The 14,520-nt window shown below is 63.5% G+C and carries 14 protein-coding genes; 4 read left to right on the top strand and 10 right to left on the bottom strand.

The window, feature by feature from the left end; all coding sequences use genetic code 11:
* Positions 1-436: 436 nt before the first annotated feature.
* Positions 437-3,292: an excinuclease ABC subunit UvrA gene (gene uvrA, locus TP2_RS13770; RefSeq protein WP_038078492.1), complete on the top strand. Its 2,856-nt coding sequence runs from the start codon at positions 437-439 to the stop codon at positions 3,290-3,292.
* Positions 3,289-3,666 carry a DUF4260 domain-containing protein gene (locus TP2_RS13765; RefSeq protein ID WP_038078490.1) on the top strand — a complete coding sequence of 126 codons (378 nt, stop codon included), beginning with the start codon at positions 3,289-3,291 and terminating at the stop codon, positions 3,664-3,666. Before uvrA ends, TP2_RS13765 begins: the two co-directional genes overlap by 4 nt.
* Here the strand turns inward: TP2_RS13765 and TP2_RS13760 are convergent.
* The 10 genes from TP2_RS13760 to groES all read right to left on the bottom strand — a co-directional run bounded on the left by TP2_RS13760 (position 3,663) and on the right by groES (position 11,982).
* Positions 3,663-4,067 carry a hypothetical protein gene (locus tag TP2_RS13760; RefSeq protein WP_157617133.1) on the bottom strand — a complete coding sequence of 135 codons (405 nt, stop codon included), beginning with the start codon at positions 4,065-4,067 and terminating at the stop codon, positions 3,663-3,665. The two genes, TP2_RS13765 and TP2_RS13760, sit on opposite strands and share 4 nt — an antisense overlap.
* A 169-nt stretch (positions 4,068-4,236) precedes the next feature.
* Positions 4,237-4,590, bottom strand: a complete 354-nt coding sequence (locus TP2_RS13755) for a hypothetical protein (protein WP_038078486.1) — start codon at positions 4,588-4,590, stop codon at positions 4,237-4,239.
* Between the two features lie 238 nt (positions 4,591-4,828).
* Positions 4,829-5,245 carry a hypothetical protein gene (locus TP2_RS13750; RefSeq protein WP_038078484.1) on the bottom strand — a complete coding sequence of 139 codons (417 nt, stop codon included), beginning with the start codon at positions 5,243-5,245 and terminating at the stop codon, positions 4,829-4,831.
* Positions 5,246-5,417: 172 nt separating this feature from the next.
* A complete protein-coding gene (locus TP2_RS13745) occupies positions 5,418-5,615 on the bottom strand; it encodes a YgaP family membrane protein (RefSeq protein WP_038078481.1) in 198 nt (65 codons plus the stop codon).
* Between the two features lie 149 nt (positions 5,616-5,764).
* Positions 5,765-6,637 carry a 3-hydroxyisobutyrate dehydrogenase gene (mmsB, locus tag TP2_RS13740; RefSeq protein WP_038078477.1) on the bottom strand — a complete coding sequence of 291 codons (873 nt, stop codon included), beginning with the start codon at positions 6,635-6,637 and terminating at the stop codon, positions 5,765-5,767.
* Complete coding sequence (locus tag TP2_RS13735) at positions 6,634-7,680, bottom strand: enoyl-CoA hydratase/isomerase family protein (RefSeq protein ID WP_038078473.1); 1,047 nt, start codon at positions 7,678-7,680, stop codon at positions 6,634-6,636. The genes mmsB and TP2_RS13735 overlap by 4 nt, the downstream gene beginning before the upstream one ends.
* Positions 7,680-8,825, bottom strand: coding sequence for an acyl-CoA dehydrogenase family protein (locus tag TP2_RS13730; protein WP_038078470.1), 1,146 nt, complete (start codon positions 8,823-8,825; stop codon positions 7,680-7,682). The genes TP2_RS13735 and TP2_RS13730 overlap by 1 nt, the downstream gene beginning before the upstream one ends.
* 100 nt (positions 8,826-8,925) lie before the next feature.
* A complete protein-coding gene (locus TP2_RS13725; RefSeq protein ID WP_038078468.1) occupies positions 8,926-9,681 on the bottom strand; it encodes an SDR family NAD(P)-dependent oxidoreductase in 756 nt (251 codons plus the stop codon).
* Between the two features lie 302 nt (positions 9,682-9,983).
* A complete protein-coding gene (gene groL, locus TP2_RS13720; protein ID WP_038078465.1) occupies positions 9,984-11,627 on the bottom strand; it encodes a chaperonin GroEL in 1,644 nt (547 codons plus the stop codon).
* Positions 11,628-11,694: 67 nt separating this feature from the next.
* Positions 11,695-11,982 (bottom strand): co-chaperone GroES, encoded by a 288-nt coding sequence (groES, locus tag TP2_RS13715; RefSeq protein ID WP_038078462.1) that lies wholly within the window; start codon positions 11,980-11,982, stop codon positions 11,695-11,697.
* Positions 11,983-12,201: 219 nt separating this feature from the next.
* Between groES and TP2_RS13710 the strand changes: the two genes are divergently transcribed.
* A complete protein-coding gene (locus tag TP2_RS13710; RefSeq protein ID WP_038078460.1) occupies positions 12,202-13,191 on the top strand; it encodes a TraB/GumN family protein in 990 nt (329 codons plus the stop codon).
* A 364-nt stretch (positions 13,192-13,555) separates the two neighbouring features.
* Positions 13,556-14,476: a manganese-dependent inorganic pyrophosphatase gene (locus TP2_RS13705; protein WP_038078458.1), complete on the top strand. Its 921-nt coding sequence runs from the start codon at positions 13,556-13,558 to the stop codon at positions 14,474-14,476.
* Positions 14,477-14,520 lie beyond the last annotated feature (44 nt).

Raw genomic sequence — 14,520 nt, 5'->3', positions numbered from 1 at the left:
GGCCAATCGGCAGGGGCTTTCAAGTCCCATAACCCGAAACGCGGCAAAAATACATTCAAGAAGTGGAATTTGAGACTGTTCTGCCACGAATTTGATCGCGCTGCGAGGGAAGCGGGCGGGGACGGGATGGGGTCGTCAACGTCCTGTCCGGGCCCGGATCAGCCGCGCAAGCGGCCCGGGCCGCGCCCGACCGCCCCCTCGGGCGGGCGCTTTGGCAACGCCAGCGCGCGGATCGAGGTTGTCAGGATCTGGCAGGGATAAAGTTAATACCTCGACGGTTGCAACGCCCACCCGGCGGTCTGGCGCGGCCCTGCGATCGCGCCGAAAGATTTGGCGGACCCCAACGAAACCTAAGAAGTTCACATTTCGTTCGCTCTTTTTCATTGGAGACTCACCGCGCATCGCCTATCTAGGGCGGGTATGTCAGGGGGCATGGATGGCTGAGCAGAAGTTCATCGAAGTGCGCGGCGCGCGCGAGCACAATCTCAAGGGCGTGGATCTCGATATTCCGCGCGATCAGTTCGTGGTGATCACGGGGCTGTCGGGCTCCGGCAAATCCTCGCTCGCTTTCGATACGATCTATGCCGAGGGCCAGCGCCGCTATGTCGAGAGCCTGAGCGCCTATGCGCGCCAGTTCCTCGACATGATGGGCAAGCCGGATGTGGATCACATCTCGGGCCTCTCGCCCGCAATCTCGATCGAGCAGAAGACGACCTCGAAGAACCCGCGCTCGACCGTCGGCACGGTGACCGAGATCTACGATTACATGCGTCTGCTTTTCGCTCGGGCGGGCACGCCCTACAGCCCCGCCACCGGCAAGCCGATCGAGGCGCAACAGGTGCAGGACATGGTCGATGCGGTGATGCGCATGGAAGAGGGCACGCGCGGCTATCTGCTCGCCCCGATCGTGCGCGACCGCAAGGGCGAATATCGCAAGGAATTCATCGAGCTGCGCAAGCAGGGCTTCCAGCGCGTGAAGGTCAATGGCGAGTTCTACGAGTTGGAAGAACCGCCCACGCTCGACAAGAAATTCCGGCACAATATCGACGTGGTGGTGGACCGTGTCGTGGTGCGCGAGGGGATGGAGACGCGGCTGGCGGACTCGTTCCGAACTGCGCTCGATCTGGCCGACGGGATCGCGATTTTCGAGTCTGCGCCGAAAGAGGGCGATCCCGAACGCACGACGTTTTCCGAGAACTTCGCCTGTCCCGTCAGTGGCTTCACCATCCCCGAAATCGAACCGCGCCTGTTCTCGTTCAACGCGCCCTTCGGGGCCTGCCCGGTCTGTGACGGTCTGGGCGTCGAGCTGTTCTTCGACGAGCGCCTTGTCGTTCCGGACGTGACGCTCTCGATCCGGGGTGGGGCGCTCGCGCCCTGGGCGCGTTCGAAATCGCCCTACTACACCCAGACGATCGAGGCGCTGGCGAAACATCACGGGTTCGATCCGAAGAAGCCGTGGAAGGACCTGCCGGAACAGGTGCAAAACCTGTTCCTGCGCGGCTCGGGCGATCAGGAAATCAAGTTCCGCTTCGACGAGGGCGGGCGCGTCTACGAGGTCAGCCGCACCTTCGAAGGCATCATCCCGAACATGGAGCGCCGCTACCGCGAGACCGATAGCGCCTGGTCGCGCGAGGAGATGGAGCGTTACCAGAACAACCGCCCCTGCCATGCTTGCGAGGGCTACCGCCTGCGCCCCGAGGCGCTCGCCGTGAAGATCGGCGGCAAACATATCGGCCAGATCGTCGAGATGTCGATCCGCGAAGCGCATGACTGGGTGGCGACCGTCCCGGACAGCCTGTCCCAGCAGAAGAACGAGATCGCCCATGCGATCCTCAAGGAAATCCGAGAACGTCTTGGATTCCTTGTGAATGTCGGGCTCGACTATCTCACGATGAGCCGCGCGGCGGGCACTCTGTCGGGCGGCGAGAGCCAGCGGATTCGTCTGGCGAGCCAGATCGGCTCGGGGCTGACCGGGGTGCTCTATGTGTTGGATGAACCCTCCATCGGTCTGCACCAGCGCGACAATGACCGGCTCCTGCAGACGCTGAAGAATCTGCGCGATCAGGGCAATACGGTGATCGTCGTCGAGCATGACGAGGATGCGATCCGCCATGCCGATTACGTCTTCGATATCGGGCCGGGCGCGGGGGTGCATGGCGGGCAGGTCGTCGCGCGTGGCACGCCCGAGGAGATCGCCGCCGACCCGGCCTCGATGACCGGGCAATATCTGTCGGGCACACGCGAAATCGCGGTGCCCACGGACCGGCGCAAGGGAAACAAGAAAAAGCTAACCGTTGTCGGGGCTTGTGGGAACAACCTCAAGGATGTGACGGTGGATTTTCCGCTGGGGAAATTCGTCTGCGTGACCGGCGTGTCGGGCGGCGGCAAGTCGACCCTGACCATCGAGACGCTGTTCAAGACCGCCTCGATGCGCCTCAACGGCGCGCGCCAGACGCCCGCGCCCTGCGACACGGTGAAGGGGCTCGAGCATCTCGACAAGGTCATCGACATCGACCAACGCCCGATCGGGCGGACTCCGCGTTCGAATCCAGCCACTTACACCGGGGCCTTCACCCCGATCCGCGACTGGTTCGCGGGCCTGCCCGAGGCCAAGGCGCGCGGCTACAAGCCGGGGCGGTTCAGCTTCAACGTGAAGGGCGGGCGCTGCGAGGCCTGTCAGGGCGATGGCGTCATCAAGATCGAGATGCATTTCCTCCCCGATGTCTATGTCGAATGCGAGACCTGCAAGGGCAAGCGCTACAACCGTGAGACCTTGGAAATCTTGTATAAAGGCAAGAGCATAGCGGACGTTCTTGATATGACCGTCGAGGACGCGCAGGAGTTCTTCAAGGCGGTGCCCGCGATCCGCGAGAAGATGGACGCGCTGATGGAGGTGGGCCTTGGCTATATCAAGGTCGGCCAGCAGGCGACGACGCTCTCGGGCGGCGAGGCGCAGCGGGTGAAGCTATCGAAGGAGCTGTCGAAACGCGCAACGGGCCGCACGCTCTATATTCTCGACGAGCCGACCACGGGTCTGCATTTCGAGGATGTGCGCAAGCTCCTGGAGGTGCTGCACAGCCTCGTCGAGCAGGGCAATACGGTCGTGGTGATCGAGCATAATCTCGATGTCATCAAGACCGCCGACCACATCATCGACATTGGCCCCGAGGGTGGCGATGGCGGTGGCGAGATCGTTGCCGAAGGTACACCCGAGCAGGTCGCGGTCAATCCGCGCTCGCATACGGGGCGCTACCTCGCGCCCATGCTGGGCCTCAAGGAGGCGGCCGAGTGAGAGAGGACATCGCCTGGCAGCGTCTCGAGGGGGCGGTGATCTTCATCGCGGGTCTCGCGCTGGCGGCGATGATGGGGCCGGGTTGGTCGTGGTGGGTCTGGATCGTGATTTTCTTCGCGCCGGACCTGTCGATGCTGGGCTATCTGGCGGGGCCGGTCAGCGGCGCAGTCGCCTATAATCTAGCGCATATCTACGGCTTCGGCCTGGCGATCGCTGCGCTTGGGGCTCTTCCCGTGGCGCAGACGCCGTGGCTGGTCGCTGCCGGTTTGCTTGTCTTGGCCCATGCCGGGTTTGATCGGATGCTGGGGTATGGGCTCAAGCGGCGCAGCGGCTTTCAGGACACCCATCTCGGCAGGATCGGAACGCGCAACTAGCGCCCGATCGCGCGCCCGACCACCTCGATCACCTTGTGACTGTCCGCGCCGACTTTGTAGATCACGCCGCGCACCACGTAATAGCGCCAGGCTCCCGTCACCGGCGGCAGGTCATAGCGGTTGAGATCCATGATCATCGAATGATCATAGACCGGGAAGACCTCACCGACTTTGAAATCGGGCTGCATCTGACCTTGCAGCACCCAACGCGAGACCCCGCTGCGTTCAACCTTGCAGAACGTGTCACCCGTCGAGAGTGTTTTGCATTCGGGCTCGGTTGTGGTTTTCGCGGCGTCCTGCCCCGTTGAGAGCTTGCCGCCGCGCATCACTTCGACCCCTTGTGCGGAAAGGGGCAGGGCGAGGGCGAGAAGGATCGGCGCTGTCAGGAAAGATGCTCTCATGCACTCAACCTAGCGATGGCGGAAGGATCGGGCAACGGCGCGGTCCGGCGCTGGATAGGTTGAGGCAGGCGGATCATCGGCTCTCCTTCGGTGTTCAGAAGAAAGCAAAACGGGCGGAGAAGGTTCCGCCCGTTTGCCAAAAAGAATACCGATTACCGTAAGCTGCGGCTCAGTGGCCGATGATCGTATCCGCCTTGCCGACCTGGGCGAGCACTTCGCCGGTCTTTGCGTCGACGCGGTAGATGTAGTCGTAGGAGCGCCAGTAGGTGGCAGTCGGGTTCAGACCGAAATTGCCGGGCTGACGGATGCGGACATAGTTACGGGTGATCCGCTGGCCCTGCTCCCAGAGTTTGTCATTGCGAACCGACGGCGTGGGCGCCGTGGACATGTCGCTGCTGGCAAGCGTGATCTGAGCCGTGTCGCCGGAGGTCAGCCATTTCGTGGGGCCTTCCGCCATAACGGCGATGGGCGACAGGGCCGCGCCGATCACTGCGATCAGCGCATAGCGGGGAAGATAGGTCATGCGCGTTTCCTTATTTAGCGTTTGGTAGGGAAATGCCGCATTGCGGCAAAAAGGTCCATTGCAGATTCCGCATTTCCGCTATGCACGCGTCTGTGTACATTCGTGCACCGTAGTTATTTGAAATTACTTAAGAAAAAAATGAAGCCACCTTTCATGATTCGTTAAAGGCCCGCGCATTTCTGCGCGGGCCTTGCCTTGCCGTCACGGCAATCTAGATCGTGTTTTTGCAGCTGCGAAATCAGTTCCCGAGGATTGATTGCGCGAGACCGATCAATGACAGCACTTCACCGGTCTTGCGGTCGACTCGGTAGACGTATCCGTCCGAGCGCCAATAGGTGTTGCGCGGGTCGAGGCCGTAGCGGTCCGGATTGCGCACCAGAATGTAATCGCCGGTGATCCGGTCGCCCTCGCGCCAGCGGTTGCGCTCGTGATGCTCCTGCGTGAGCCCCGGCGGGCGGCAGCCATTGTTCTTCTTGGCCAGTCCGGGCGGGCAGGCGCGATAGTCCTGCTGCGCGCCGCGTATCACCTGTTCGGAACGCGGCTTGTCCTTCTTCCATTTTGTCGCGCCATTGCCGGGATTGTCAGCCAGCGCGACACCGGGCAGCAGGCTCGCGCCAAGCGCGGCGGCCAGCGTGAAGCGGGTAAGATGTTTCATGCGAACTCTCCTTTCGTTCGTCTCGCTTGAGTAATGAACGGATCAGGCGTTTCGTTCCATCGCTGTCATTTTCATTCGGCGACGGTTGGCGCATCGGCAAGCAAAACCCCGCCGAAGCGCATCGGGCTCCGGCGGGGCGAAATGGCGTCAAAAGGCGGGTTCAGCGCCCGGATCACTTCTTGCAGGTATTGACCCCGAGGATCGTGTAGAGCGCACAGCTCCCCATCAGGCCGGTGGCGAGCGGGATGATCCCGATCCAGTAGAGCCAGCTATAGGGAGCGCCGGGATTAAAGAAATAGCCCAGCATCAGGCCAAGCCCGATGACGATGCGCAGGATGCGGTCAATGCCGCCGACATTGCGTTTAAACATGGAAAACCCCTTCGGTTATCGCGCTGTATTATCACCGTGATAGCGATACGTGGTTGTGTGCGGCAAGGATTAACTCACCTTGGCGCGAATTGAGGGGCTGTGACATGAGGGCGCGGGCAGGGCGGTCTCGACCCGCCCGCGCAAAGCGATCAGGACCGGCCGCGTTTCTCGAACCGCGGCAGCATGGCCGAGAAATCCTTTCCCTTGCCATCTTCGGCTTCGACGAAGGCGGCATAGAGCGCGGAGGCCAGCTTGCCCATCGGGGTATCGGCATCGGCGCTCTCGGCCGCCTGCTGGCTCAGCCGCAGATCCTTGAGCATCAGCTCCGCCGCGAAACCCGGCTTATAATCGTTGTCAGCCGGCGTTTGCGGCCCGACGCCTGGGGCGGGGCAATAGGTGTTCATCGACCAGCTCTGACCCGAGGAGGTCGAGACCACGTCGAACATCTTCTCGCGGTCGAGCCCGAGCTTGTCGGCCAGAGCGAAAGCCTCGCAGGTGGCGATCATCGTCACGCCAAGGATCATGTTGTTGCAGATCTTGGCCGACTGGCCTGCGCCCGCCTCGCCGCAATGCACGGCCTTCTGGCCCATGATGTCGAAGAGCGGCTTCACCGTCGCGAAGCTTTTCTCGTCACCGCCCACCATGAAGGTCAGCGTGCCGTTGGTCGCGCCGCCCACGCCGCCCGAGACGGGGGCGTCGAGCGCACCAAGCCCGCGCTCGGCTGCCATTTTCGCGACCGCTTTGGCGCTGTCCACGTCAACGGTCGAGCAATCGCAGAGCACCGCGCCGTCCTGCATCGCCGGGATCACTTCCTTGGCGACCTCGCGCAGAATGCCACCGTTGGGCAGCATGGTAATGACCACTTCAGCCTCTTGTGCGGCCGCCGCAGCGGTCGTCGCCTGACCGACGCCTTCAGGCGGCGGGGCGGCGAGGTCGAAGCCGATGACCTGATGGCCCGCGGCCACAAGGTTCGAGGCCATCGGCCCGCCCATGTTCCCAAGTCCGATAAATGCGATTTTCATTTGCTCTCCTCCCAGATGGCCCAATCCGGCCCCAGCGGCTCCAACATCCGTGCCACATCCTCCTCGGGCAGGCTGTCCAGAGCGTGTTTCCATTGCGGATTGCGGTCCTTGTCGATGATCTGGGCCCGCACCCCTTCGAGAAAATCACCTAGTTCCGCAGCGCGCCAGGTAAAGCGGAACTCGTGTTCGAGCGCGGCGCGAATGGTGTTTGCCGCGCGTGTCATGCGCACGAGACGGATCGTCGCCTCCATCGACAGCGGCGAGTTGCGCCGGATTGTCTTGAGGGTCTTTTCCGAGAATGTGCCGCCTGCGACCTCGAGCGCCTCGACGATCGCATGAATGTCCGGGGCGGCGAAGGCCGCGTCGATCTCGGCGCGTTGCGGCGCGAGGCTGCCCGGCTCAGGCGGGGTCTGGCTCGCGGGCAGGCTTGTGATGTCGCCGGTCTCGACCAGCGTCGCCTTGGCCGCTTCCCAGTCTGCCTCGGGCAAGAAACTGTCCGCAAAGCCGGTATAGAGCGCATCGGAGGCGTTCATGCGCGCGCCCGTCACGCCCAGATATTCTCCCACATGCCCCGGCGCGCGCGCCAGAAGCAGCGTGCCGCCCACATCCGGGATCAGCCCGATCCCGCTTTCGGGCATCGAGACCTGCGTGCTCTCGCCCACGATGCGATGGCTCGCATGACCGCCGACGCCGACGCCGCCGCCCATCACGAAGCCTTGCATGAAGGCGACGATCGGCTTGGGATATTCCGCGATCTTCGCGTTCATCCGGTATTCGTCGCGCCAGAAATCCTGACCGGGACGGGAATCGCCGGCGATGCCCGCACGGTAGACCGCGGCAATGTCGCCACCGGCGCAGAAGGCGCGATCGCCGATCGCGTCGATCACGACGAGATCGACCTCTGCATCGTCGCGCCATTGATCCAACGCCGCCTCGATCACCATCGCCATGTCGTGGTCGAGCGCGTTGAGCGCCTTCGGCCGGTTGAAGGTCAGCCGCCCGGCGCGGCCTTCCTTGCGGGCGAGCATCGTCTCGTCAGACATCAGCCGCGCTCCGCCAGCATGGTGCGGCTCACGATCAGCCGCATGATCTCGTTCGTGCCTTCGAGGATCTGGTGCACCCGCAGGTCGCGGACGATCTTCTCGATCCCGTAATCGGCAAGGTAACCGTAACCGCCATGCAGTTGCAGGCACTGGTTGGCCACATCGAACGCGGCATCGGTCACGTAGAGCTTGGCCATCGCGCAGAACTTCGTCGCGTCATGGGTTTTGTTGTCGAGCTTCCAGGCTGCCTGGCGCAGGAAGGTGCGCGCCGATTGCAGCTTCACCTCCATCTCGGCGAGACGGAATTGAAGTGCCTGGAACTGGTCGATCGTGCGCCCGAATGCCTTGCGCTCCCCCATATAGGTCAGGGTCTGGGTCAGCGCAGCCTGCGCGCCCCCCAGCGCCGAGGCCGCGATGTTCAGACGCCCGCCATCGAGTCCCGCCATTGCATAAGTGAAGCCCTTGCCCTCTTCGCCCAGCAGATTTTCCGCCGGAATGTCGCAATCGTCGAACTGCACCTGCGCGGTGGGCTGGGCCTTCCAGCCCATCTTGCGCTCGAGCGCGCCGAAGCTCAGCCCCTTCGTGCCGTCTTCGACGACCACCGTCGAGATGCCCTTCGGCCCGTCCTCACCGGTGCGCACCATCGTCACATAGACATCCGAATAGCCGCCGCCCGAGATGAAGGCCTTGGTGCCGTTGACGCGCCAGCCCTCGTTCGTGCGCTCGGCGCGGGTGCGCAGCGCCGCCGCATCCGAACCCGAGCCCGGCTCGGTCAGGCAATAGGAGAAGATCTTGTTCATGCTCACGAGGTCTGGCAGCCAGCGCGCCTTGTCCTCCTCGGTGCCGAACTTGTCGATCATGCCGCCGCACATGTTGTGGATCGACAGGAAGGAGCCGACGGCGGGGCAGGACATGGCCAGCGCCTCGAAGACCAGCGTCGCATCGAGGCGCGACAGCCCCGAGCCGCCTTGCTCTTCCGAGACATAGATCCCGCCCAGACCCAGCTCGGCCACCTTTGGCCAAAGCTCTTTCGGAATCGTGCCCGCCTCTTCCCAGGCGACCGCATTGGGCGCGATCTCGTCCTGCCCGAAGGCATAGGCCATGTCGAAAATGGCCTGCTGTTCCTCGCTGAGCGCGTAATCCATGAAACTCCTCCCCGAGTTCGGCATCTTCTTCGGCGCGGGCCGAATGAATTGAACACCCGTTTAATTTCGAATCCTTGCAAGAGTTTTGCAAGGGGGGCGATCAGCTCTTGCGCAGGGCGGGCAGTCCTATCCCGGTGGCGCCGAACCCGCCATCGGCCGCCAAGAGCTGACCGGTGATGTAGCTGGCCTTGTCCGAGGCAAGGAATGCGATGGCTTCGGCGATCTCGCGTTCGGAGCCATAGCGGTTGAGCGGGATCGCGTCGTGATAGGCGTCGATGATCGCCTGGCTATGCACGGCCATCGCGAGTTTCGTGCGCACCGGGCCGGGGGCCACGCAATTGGCGCGGATGCCCAGCTCGCCCAGTTCGACCGCCTGCTGCTCGGTCAGCGCGATCACTGCCGCCTTCGAGGTGCCATAGGCCACGCGCAGCGTCGAGGCGCGCAGGCCCGAGATCGAGGCGATGTTCACGATCGCGCCTTTCGCCTTTGCAAGTTGCGGCGTCAGGGTCTGGCTCATCAGGAAGACGCCGTCGAGATTGGTCTCCATCACGCGCCGCCACATAGCGAAATCGGTCTCGCCGATCGGGCCGAACTCGGCCACGCCCGCATTGTTCACGAGCGCCTTGAGCCCGTATTGCGCGATATGGCCGACCTCCTCAGCCAGGGTCGCGACCTGATCGGGCTGCGAGACATCGCAGAGGATCGGGTGGGTGCCGTGAAGATCGCGGCTCGCCTCTTCGAGCGCGGCCTCGTCGCGATCCACCATCACGACCTGCCAGCCCATTTCAAGAAACAGCTTCGTGGTTGCCAAGCCGATTCCACGGGCAGCGCCCGTCACCAATGCCATCTCGATCATGTTGTCCTCCCGTTTGGCGCGACGCTAGCGCGGGGGCGCGCGGGGGGAAAGTGGGAAAGGGCAGGCGAGGCGGTCGGGTCAGCGGCTCGGGCAGCGCGTGACCGCTCCCTCGGGCGGGCGCTTGGGGGACGTGTGCGCGCGGGATGAGGTCGTCCGGATGTGGCGGGGGTAAAGCGCGGACCGTACCGGGCAGGGGCGCACCCGGCGCTCGGGTGCCGCCCTCGGGCGTGTCCTTTGCTCCAATAGAAAAAGGGCGCCCCGAGAGGCGCCCTTTCCCGTATCCCTGAAGCGGGAGCGGCTGATTACATCATGCCGCCCATGCCGCCCATGCCGCCCATGTCGGGGGCACCCGCCGCGCCTTTCGGCTCCGGCTTCTCGGCGATCATCGCTTCGGTGGTGATCAGCAGGCCAGCGATCGACGCCGCATCTTCGAGCGCGGTGCGGGTCACCTTGGCCGGGTCGATCACGCCGAATTCGAACATGTTGCCATATTCTTCGGTCTGCGCGTTGAAGCCGAAGTTCAGGTCGTCGCTCTCGCGGACCTTGCCGGCCACGACAGCACCGTCAACACCGGCGTTCTCGGCGATCTGACGCAGCGGGGCTTCGAGCGCACGCTTGACGATCGCGATGCCGGCTTCCTGGTCGCTGTTGGCGCCGGTAAGCGCGGTGAGCGCCTTGGCACCCTGCACCAGAGCCACGCCACCGCCGACGACGATGCCTTCCTGCACGGCCGCACGGGTCGCGTTCAGAGCGTCGTCCACACGGTCCTTGCGCTCTTTCACTTCGACTTCGGTCATGCCGCCGACGCGGATGACGGCAACGCCACCGGCCAGCTTCGCGACACGCTCTTGCAGCTTCTCGCGGTCGTAGTCCGAGGTGGTTTCCTCGATCTGGGTGCGGATCTGACCCACGCGGGCTTCGATCTCGGCCTTGTCACCGGCGCCGTCCACGATGGTGGTGGTTTCCTTGGTGATGGTGACCTTCTTCGCGGTGCCGAGCATGTCCATGCCGACATTCTCGAGCTTCATGCCCAGATCTTCCGAGATCACCTGGCCGCCGGTCAGGATCGCGATGTCCTGGAGCATGGCCTTGCGGCGATCGCCGAAGCCCGGAGCTTTCACGGCCGCGATCTTCAGGCCGCCACGCAGCTTGTTGACCACGAGGGTCGCGAGCGCTTCGCCTTCCACGTCCTCAGCGATGATGAGGAGCGGCTTTTGCGACTGGATGACCTGCTCGAGCAGCGGGACCATCGGCTGGAGCGACGAGAGTTTCTTCTCGTGCAGCAGGATGAGGCAGTCGTCGAGTTCGGCGACCATCTTGTCGGGGTTGGTCACGAAGTAGGGCGACAGGTAGCCGCGGTCGAACTGCATGCCTTCGACGACCTCGACTTCGGTCTCCATGCCCTTGTTCTCTTCGACGGTGATGACACCCTCGTTGCCGACTTTCTGCATCGCGTCAGCGATGAAGCGGCCGATGGTCTCTTCGCCGTTGGCCGAGATGGTGCCGACCTGAGCGACTTCGTCGCTGTCCTTCACCGGACGCGCGGCGCCCTTGATGGCCTCGACGACGGTGTTGGTGGCGAGGTCGATGCCGCGCTTGAGGTCCATCGGGTTCATGCCCGCGGCAACGGCCTTCATGCCTTCCTTGACGATCGCCTGAGCGAGAACCGTCGCGGTGGTGGTGCCGTCGCCGGCCTCGTCATTGGTGCGCGAGGCGACTTCTTTCACCATCTGCGCGCCCATGTTCTCGAACTTGTCCGAAAGCTCGATCTCTTTGGCGACCGACACACCGTCCTTGGTGATGCGGGGCGCACCGAACGACTTTTCGATCACGACGTTGCGGCCTTTCGGGCCGAGCGTCACTTTCACCGCGTCAGCGAGAATGTTGACGCCCTTGAGCATCCGGTCGCGCGCGTCGGTGGAGAATTTAACGTCCTTGGCTGCCATGTCTGTTGGCTCCTTGACTTGGTATTCGTTGGGAAATCATGGGGTCTCGGTAAGGGCAGGGTGCGCCTTACGAGATGATGCCCATGATGTCGCTTTCCTTCATGATCAGCAGCTCTTCGCCGTCGACCGTGACTTCGGTGCCCGACCACTTGCCGAACAGAACGCGGTCGCCCGCCTTCACTGCCGGCGCGATCAGCTCGCCCGAATCCTTGCGTGCGCCGTCGCCGACTGCGACAACTTCGCCCTCGGCGGGCTTTTCTTTCGCGCTGTCGGGGATGATCAGGCCACCCTTGGTCTTTTCTTCGCTCTCCACGCGCTTGACCAGCACACGGTCATGAAGCGGTTTGAATGCCATCTGGCTCACTCCCTAAAGGTTCCAGGTTTCAAAAGTTTTAGCACTCGTCGTTGGTGAGTGCTAACGGCGCAGGAGTTAGTCACTGGGGCCGGGGACTGTCAATGGGCGGGATGGGAAAAATTTTCGCGAACGGGAGGAAATCGGATCGGGCTGCGCGGGACATTTTCCATCTAGGCGCGGGTTGGTCCGCATGGCACTCTCCGGCCCATGAAACGACGTATGTTTTTCCGCCCCCTTCTGGCGCCCGTTCTCGCCTTTGTCTTTTCTCTGCCTGCCGCTGCCGAATGCGTTGGCACCGATCTGTTCGATGCGATGCCCAAGGCCGAGCAGGTCCGCCTCGAATCCGCGGCCCATTCGGTGCCCTTTGCGCAAGGGCTGCTGTTTCGAGCCACAAAAGGCGATCAGGAGATCACGCTTGCGGGCACGTATCATTTGCCCGACGCACGCCATGATGCGCTGAGCGCGCAGGTGGGGGATGCTCTCTCGCGGGCCTCGGCACTTCTGGTCGAGGCCGGTCCCGAGGAAGAGGCGCGGCTGCAAAAGGCGATGACCACCGACCCGAGCCTGATGTTCTCGAGTGGCAAGACGTTGCCGGACCTGCTCTCGGAAGAGGATTGGCAGATGACCAAGGCGGCGCTTGCGCGCCATGGCATGCCCGCTTTCCTCGCTGCGAAAATGCGTCCGGCCTTTGTCGCGATGACTCTGTCGCTGCCGCCCTGCGCGGTGGAGGATATCGCGAAGGGCGGCAAGGGGCTCGACAAGCTGCTGATGGACGGGGCCGAGGCGCGCGACGTGCCGGTCGAGGCGCTCGAGCCCTGGGACACGGTCTTCACTCTGTTCAATGCGATTACCGAGCAGGAGGCGCTCGAGATGCTGCGTGCCGCGGTAATCGGCGCGCCCTTGGCCGACGATATGGGTGTGACGATGGGCGATCTCTACTTCCGTGGCGAGCCCCGGATCATCTGGGAATTGGCCCGCGAACAGGCGGTCGCGGGCGGGATGGACCCCGCCGAGGTGGAGCGACAGATGAAACTCTCGGAAGATCTCCTGATGGTCGCGCGCAATCGCAAATGGTTTCCCAAGATCGAGGCTGCTGCCGAGAAGGGGGCGGTCGTGGTGGCGGTAGGTGCGCTGCACCTGTCGGGCAATGACGGGCTCCTGAAGATGCTGGCGGATGATGGCTGGACGATCGAGCGGTTGGACGGGTAGGGGGCACGCTTTAGCCATTCAGCCCGCGCCAGTAATCTGTTGGCACGGGCGACCAGACCGGGCCGCGCCCGTCCGGCGTTCGCGATGCTCAGGCGTTCGCCGGGGCGCCCTTCCACTGGAAGGCCGCTCAATCCCGGCTCACCCCTCCCCCCGGGAGGGCGCATTGGCGATGTCTCGCGGGCACCACCGACTTAAGGCCTTTCGAGATAAAGCACCAAGCCACGGTCGGATCGAAGCGCCCACCCGAGGGTCGGGTGCGGCCCTTTTCGCTCCTGGCGACGCCCGGCTTCTTCCCGATGGTGACAAGCCCCCGCGCAGCCCCTATAACCCGCCGCGACAGACGAACATCCGAGGGGATTTCTCCATGACGACCAAGGTTTTCGGCCATAAGGCCCCCGATACCGACTCGACCGGCTCGCCCATCGCCTGGGCTTGGTATCTCAGCGAGATCAAAGGCACGCCCGCGAAGGCTTGCCTTCTGGGCGAGCCCAACACCGAGGCCGCCTTCGTGATCGAGCACTGGGGTCTCGAGAAACCCGAGATCATCGCGGATGTGGCCGAGGGCGAGAAGGTCGTCATCGTGGACACCAACAACCCCGCCGAGCTGCCCGCGAGCATCAACTCGGCCGAGATCCTGCAGATCATCGACCACCACAAGCTGACCGGCGGAATCGAGACCACCACGCCGATCGACATCACCATGCGCCCGCTCGCCTGCACCGCGACCATCATGTATGACCTGATGGGCGACGATGTGGCGAAGGCGCCGCGCGGGGTGAAAGGCGCGATGCTGAGCTGCATCCTCTCGGACACGCTGGAATTCCGTTCGCCCACCACCACCGATCACGACCGCGCGGTGTGCGAGGCGCTGGCGTCGGATCTGGGCGTCGACATGCACGAGCTGGCGACGAAGATGTTCGAGGCGAAATCGGACGTCTCGGCCTTCTCGGACGCCGAGCTGCTGCGCATGGACTCGAAGGAATATGCCGTGGACGGCACCTCCTTCCGCGTCTCGGTGCTGGAGACCACCGCGCCGAAGATGATCCTTGATCGCAAGGCCTCGCTGATGGGCGCGATGGAGACGGTCGCGAAAGAAGATGGCGTCGATCAGGTGCTGCTCTTCGTGGTCGATATCCTCAATGAGGAAGCGACGCTGCTGGTGCCGAACGATCTGGTGAAGGGCGTGGCCGAGAAGAGCTTTGGTGCCACCGTCGCGGGCGACACCGTCGTGCTGCCGGGCGTGATGAGCCGGAAAAAGCAGATCATCCCGTCGCTCAAGGTCTGAGCCTTTCGGGATTTGGAATGGGGAAGGGGCGTCCGGTCGGGCGC

Source organism: Thioclava pacifica DSM 10166 (assembly GCF_000714535.1).
In the GTDB taxonomy this organism is placed as follows: domain Bacteria; phylum Pseudomonadota; class Alphaproteobacteria; order Rhodobacterales; family Rhodobacteraceae; genus Thioclava; species Thioclava pacifica.
Note: the sequence above shows the minus strand (reverse complement) of the source record. Positions and strands in the feature narration are given on the sequence as shown.

What these genes read in the sequence shown, in the direction of transcription:
- TP2_RS13725 (WP_038078468.1), bottom strand. Translation starts at nt 9,681, where the DNA reads ATGATCGAGATGGCATTGGTGACGGGCGCTGCCCGTGGAATCGGCTTG.
- TP2_RS13735 (WP_038078473.1), bottom strand. Translation starts at nt 7,680, where the DNA reads ATGTCTGACGAGACGATGCTCGCCCGCAAGGAAGGCCGCGCCGGGCGG.
- groL (WP_038078465.1), bottom strand. Translation starts at nt 11,627, where the DNA reads ATGGCAGCCAAGGACGTTAAATTCTCCACCGACGCGCGCGACCGGATG.
- groES (WP_038078462.1), bottom strand. Translation starts at nt 11,982, where the DNA reads ATGGCATTCAAACCGCTTCATGACCGTGTGCTGGTCAAGCGCGTGGAG.
- TP2_RS13730 (WP_038078470.1), bottom strand. Translation starts at nt 8,825, where the DNA reads ATGGATTACGCGCTCAGCGAGGAACAGCAGGCCATTTTCGACATGGCC.
- TP2_RS13710 (WP_038078460.1), top strand. Translation starts at nt 12,202, where the DNA reads ATGTTTTTCCGCCCCCTTCTGGCGCCCGTTCTCGCCTTTGTCTTTTCT.
- TP2_RS13745 (WP_038078481.1), bottom strand. Translation starts at nt 5,615, where the DNA reads ATGTTTAAACGCAATGTCGGCGGCATTGACCGCATCCTGCGCATCGTC.
- TP2_RS13760 (WP_157617133.1), bottom strand. Translation starts at nt 4,067, where the DNA reads ATGAGAGCATCTTTCCTGACAGCGCCGATCCTTCTCGCCCTCGCCCTG.
- TP2_RS13755 (WP_038078486.1), bottom strand. Translation starts at nt 4,590, where the DNA reads ATGACCTATCTTCCCCGCTATGCGCTGATCGCAGTGATCGGCGCGGCC.
- uvrA (WP_038078492.1), top strand. Translation starts at nt 437, where the DNA reads ATGGCTGAGCAGAAGTTCATCGAAGTGCGCGGCGCGCGCGAGCACAAT.
- mmsB (WP_038078477.1), bottom strand. Translation starts at nt 6,637, where the DNA reads ATGAAAATCGCATTTATCGGACTTGGGAACATGGGCGGGCCGATGGCC.
- TP2_RS13705 (WP_038078458.1), top strand. Translation starts at nt 13,556, where the DNA reads ATGACGACCAAGGTTTTCGGCCATAAGGCCCCCGATACCGACTCGACC.
- TP2_RS13750 (WP_038078484.1), bottom strand. Translation starts at nt 5,245, where the DNA reads ATGAAACATCTTACCCGCTTCACGCTGGCCGCCGCGCTTGGCGCGAGC.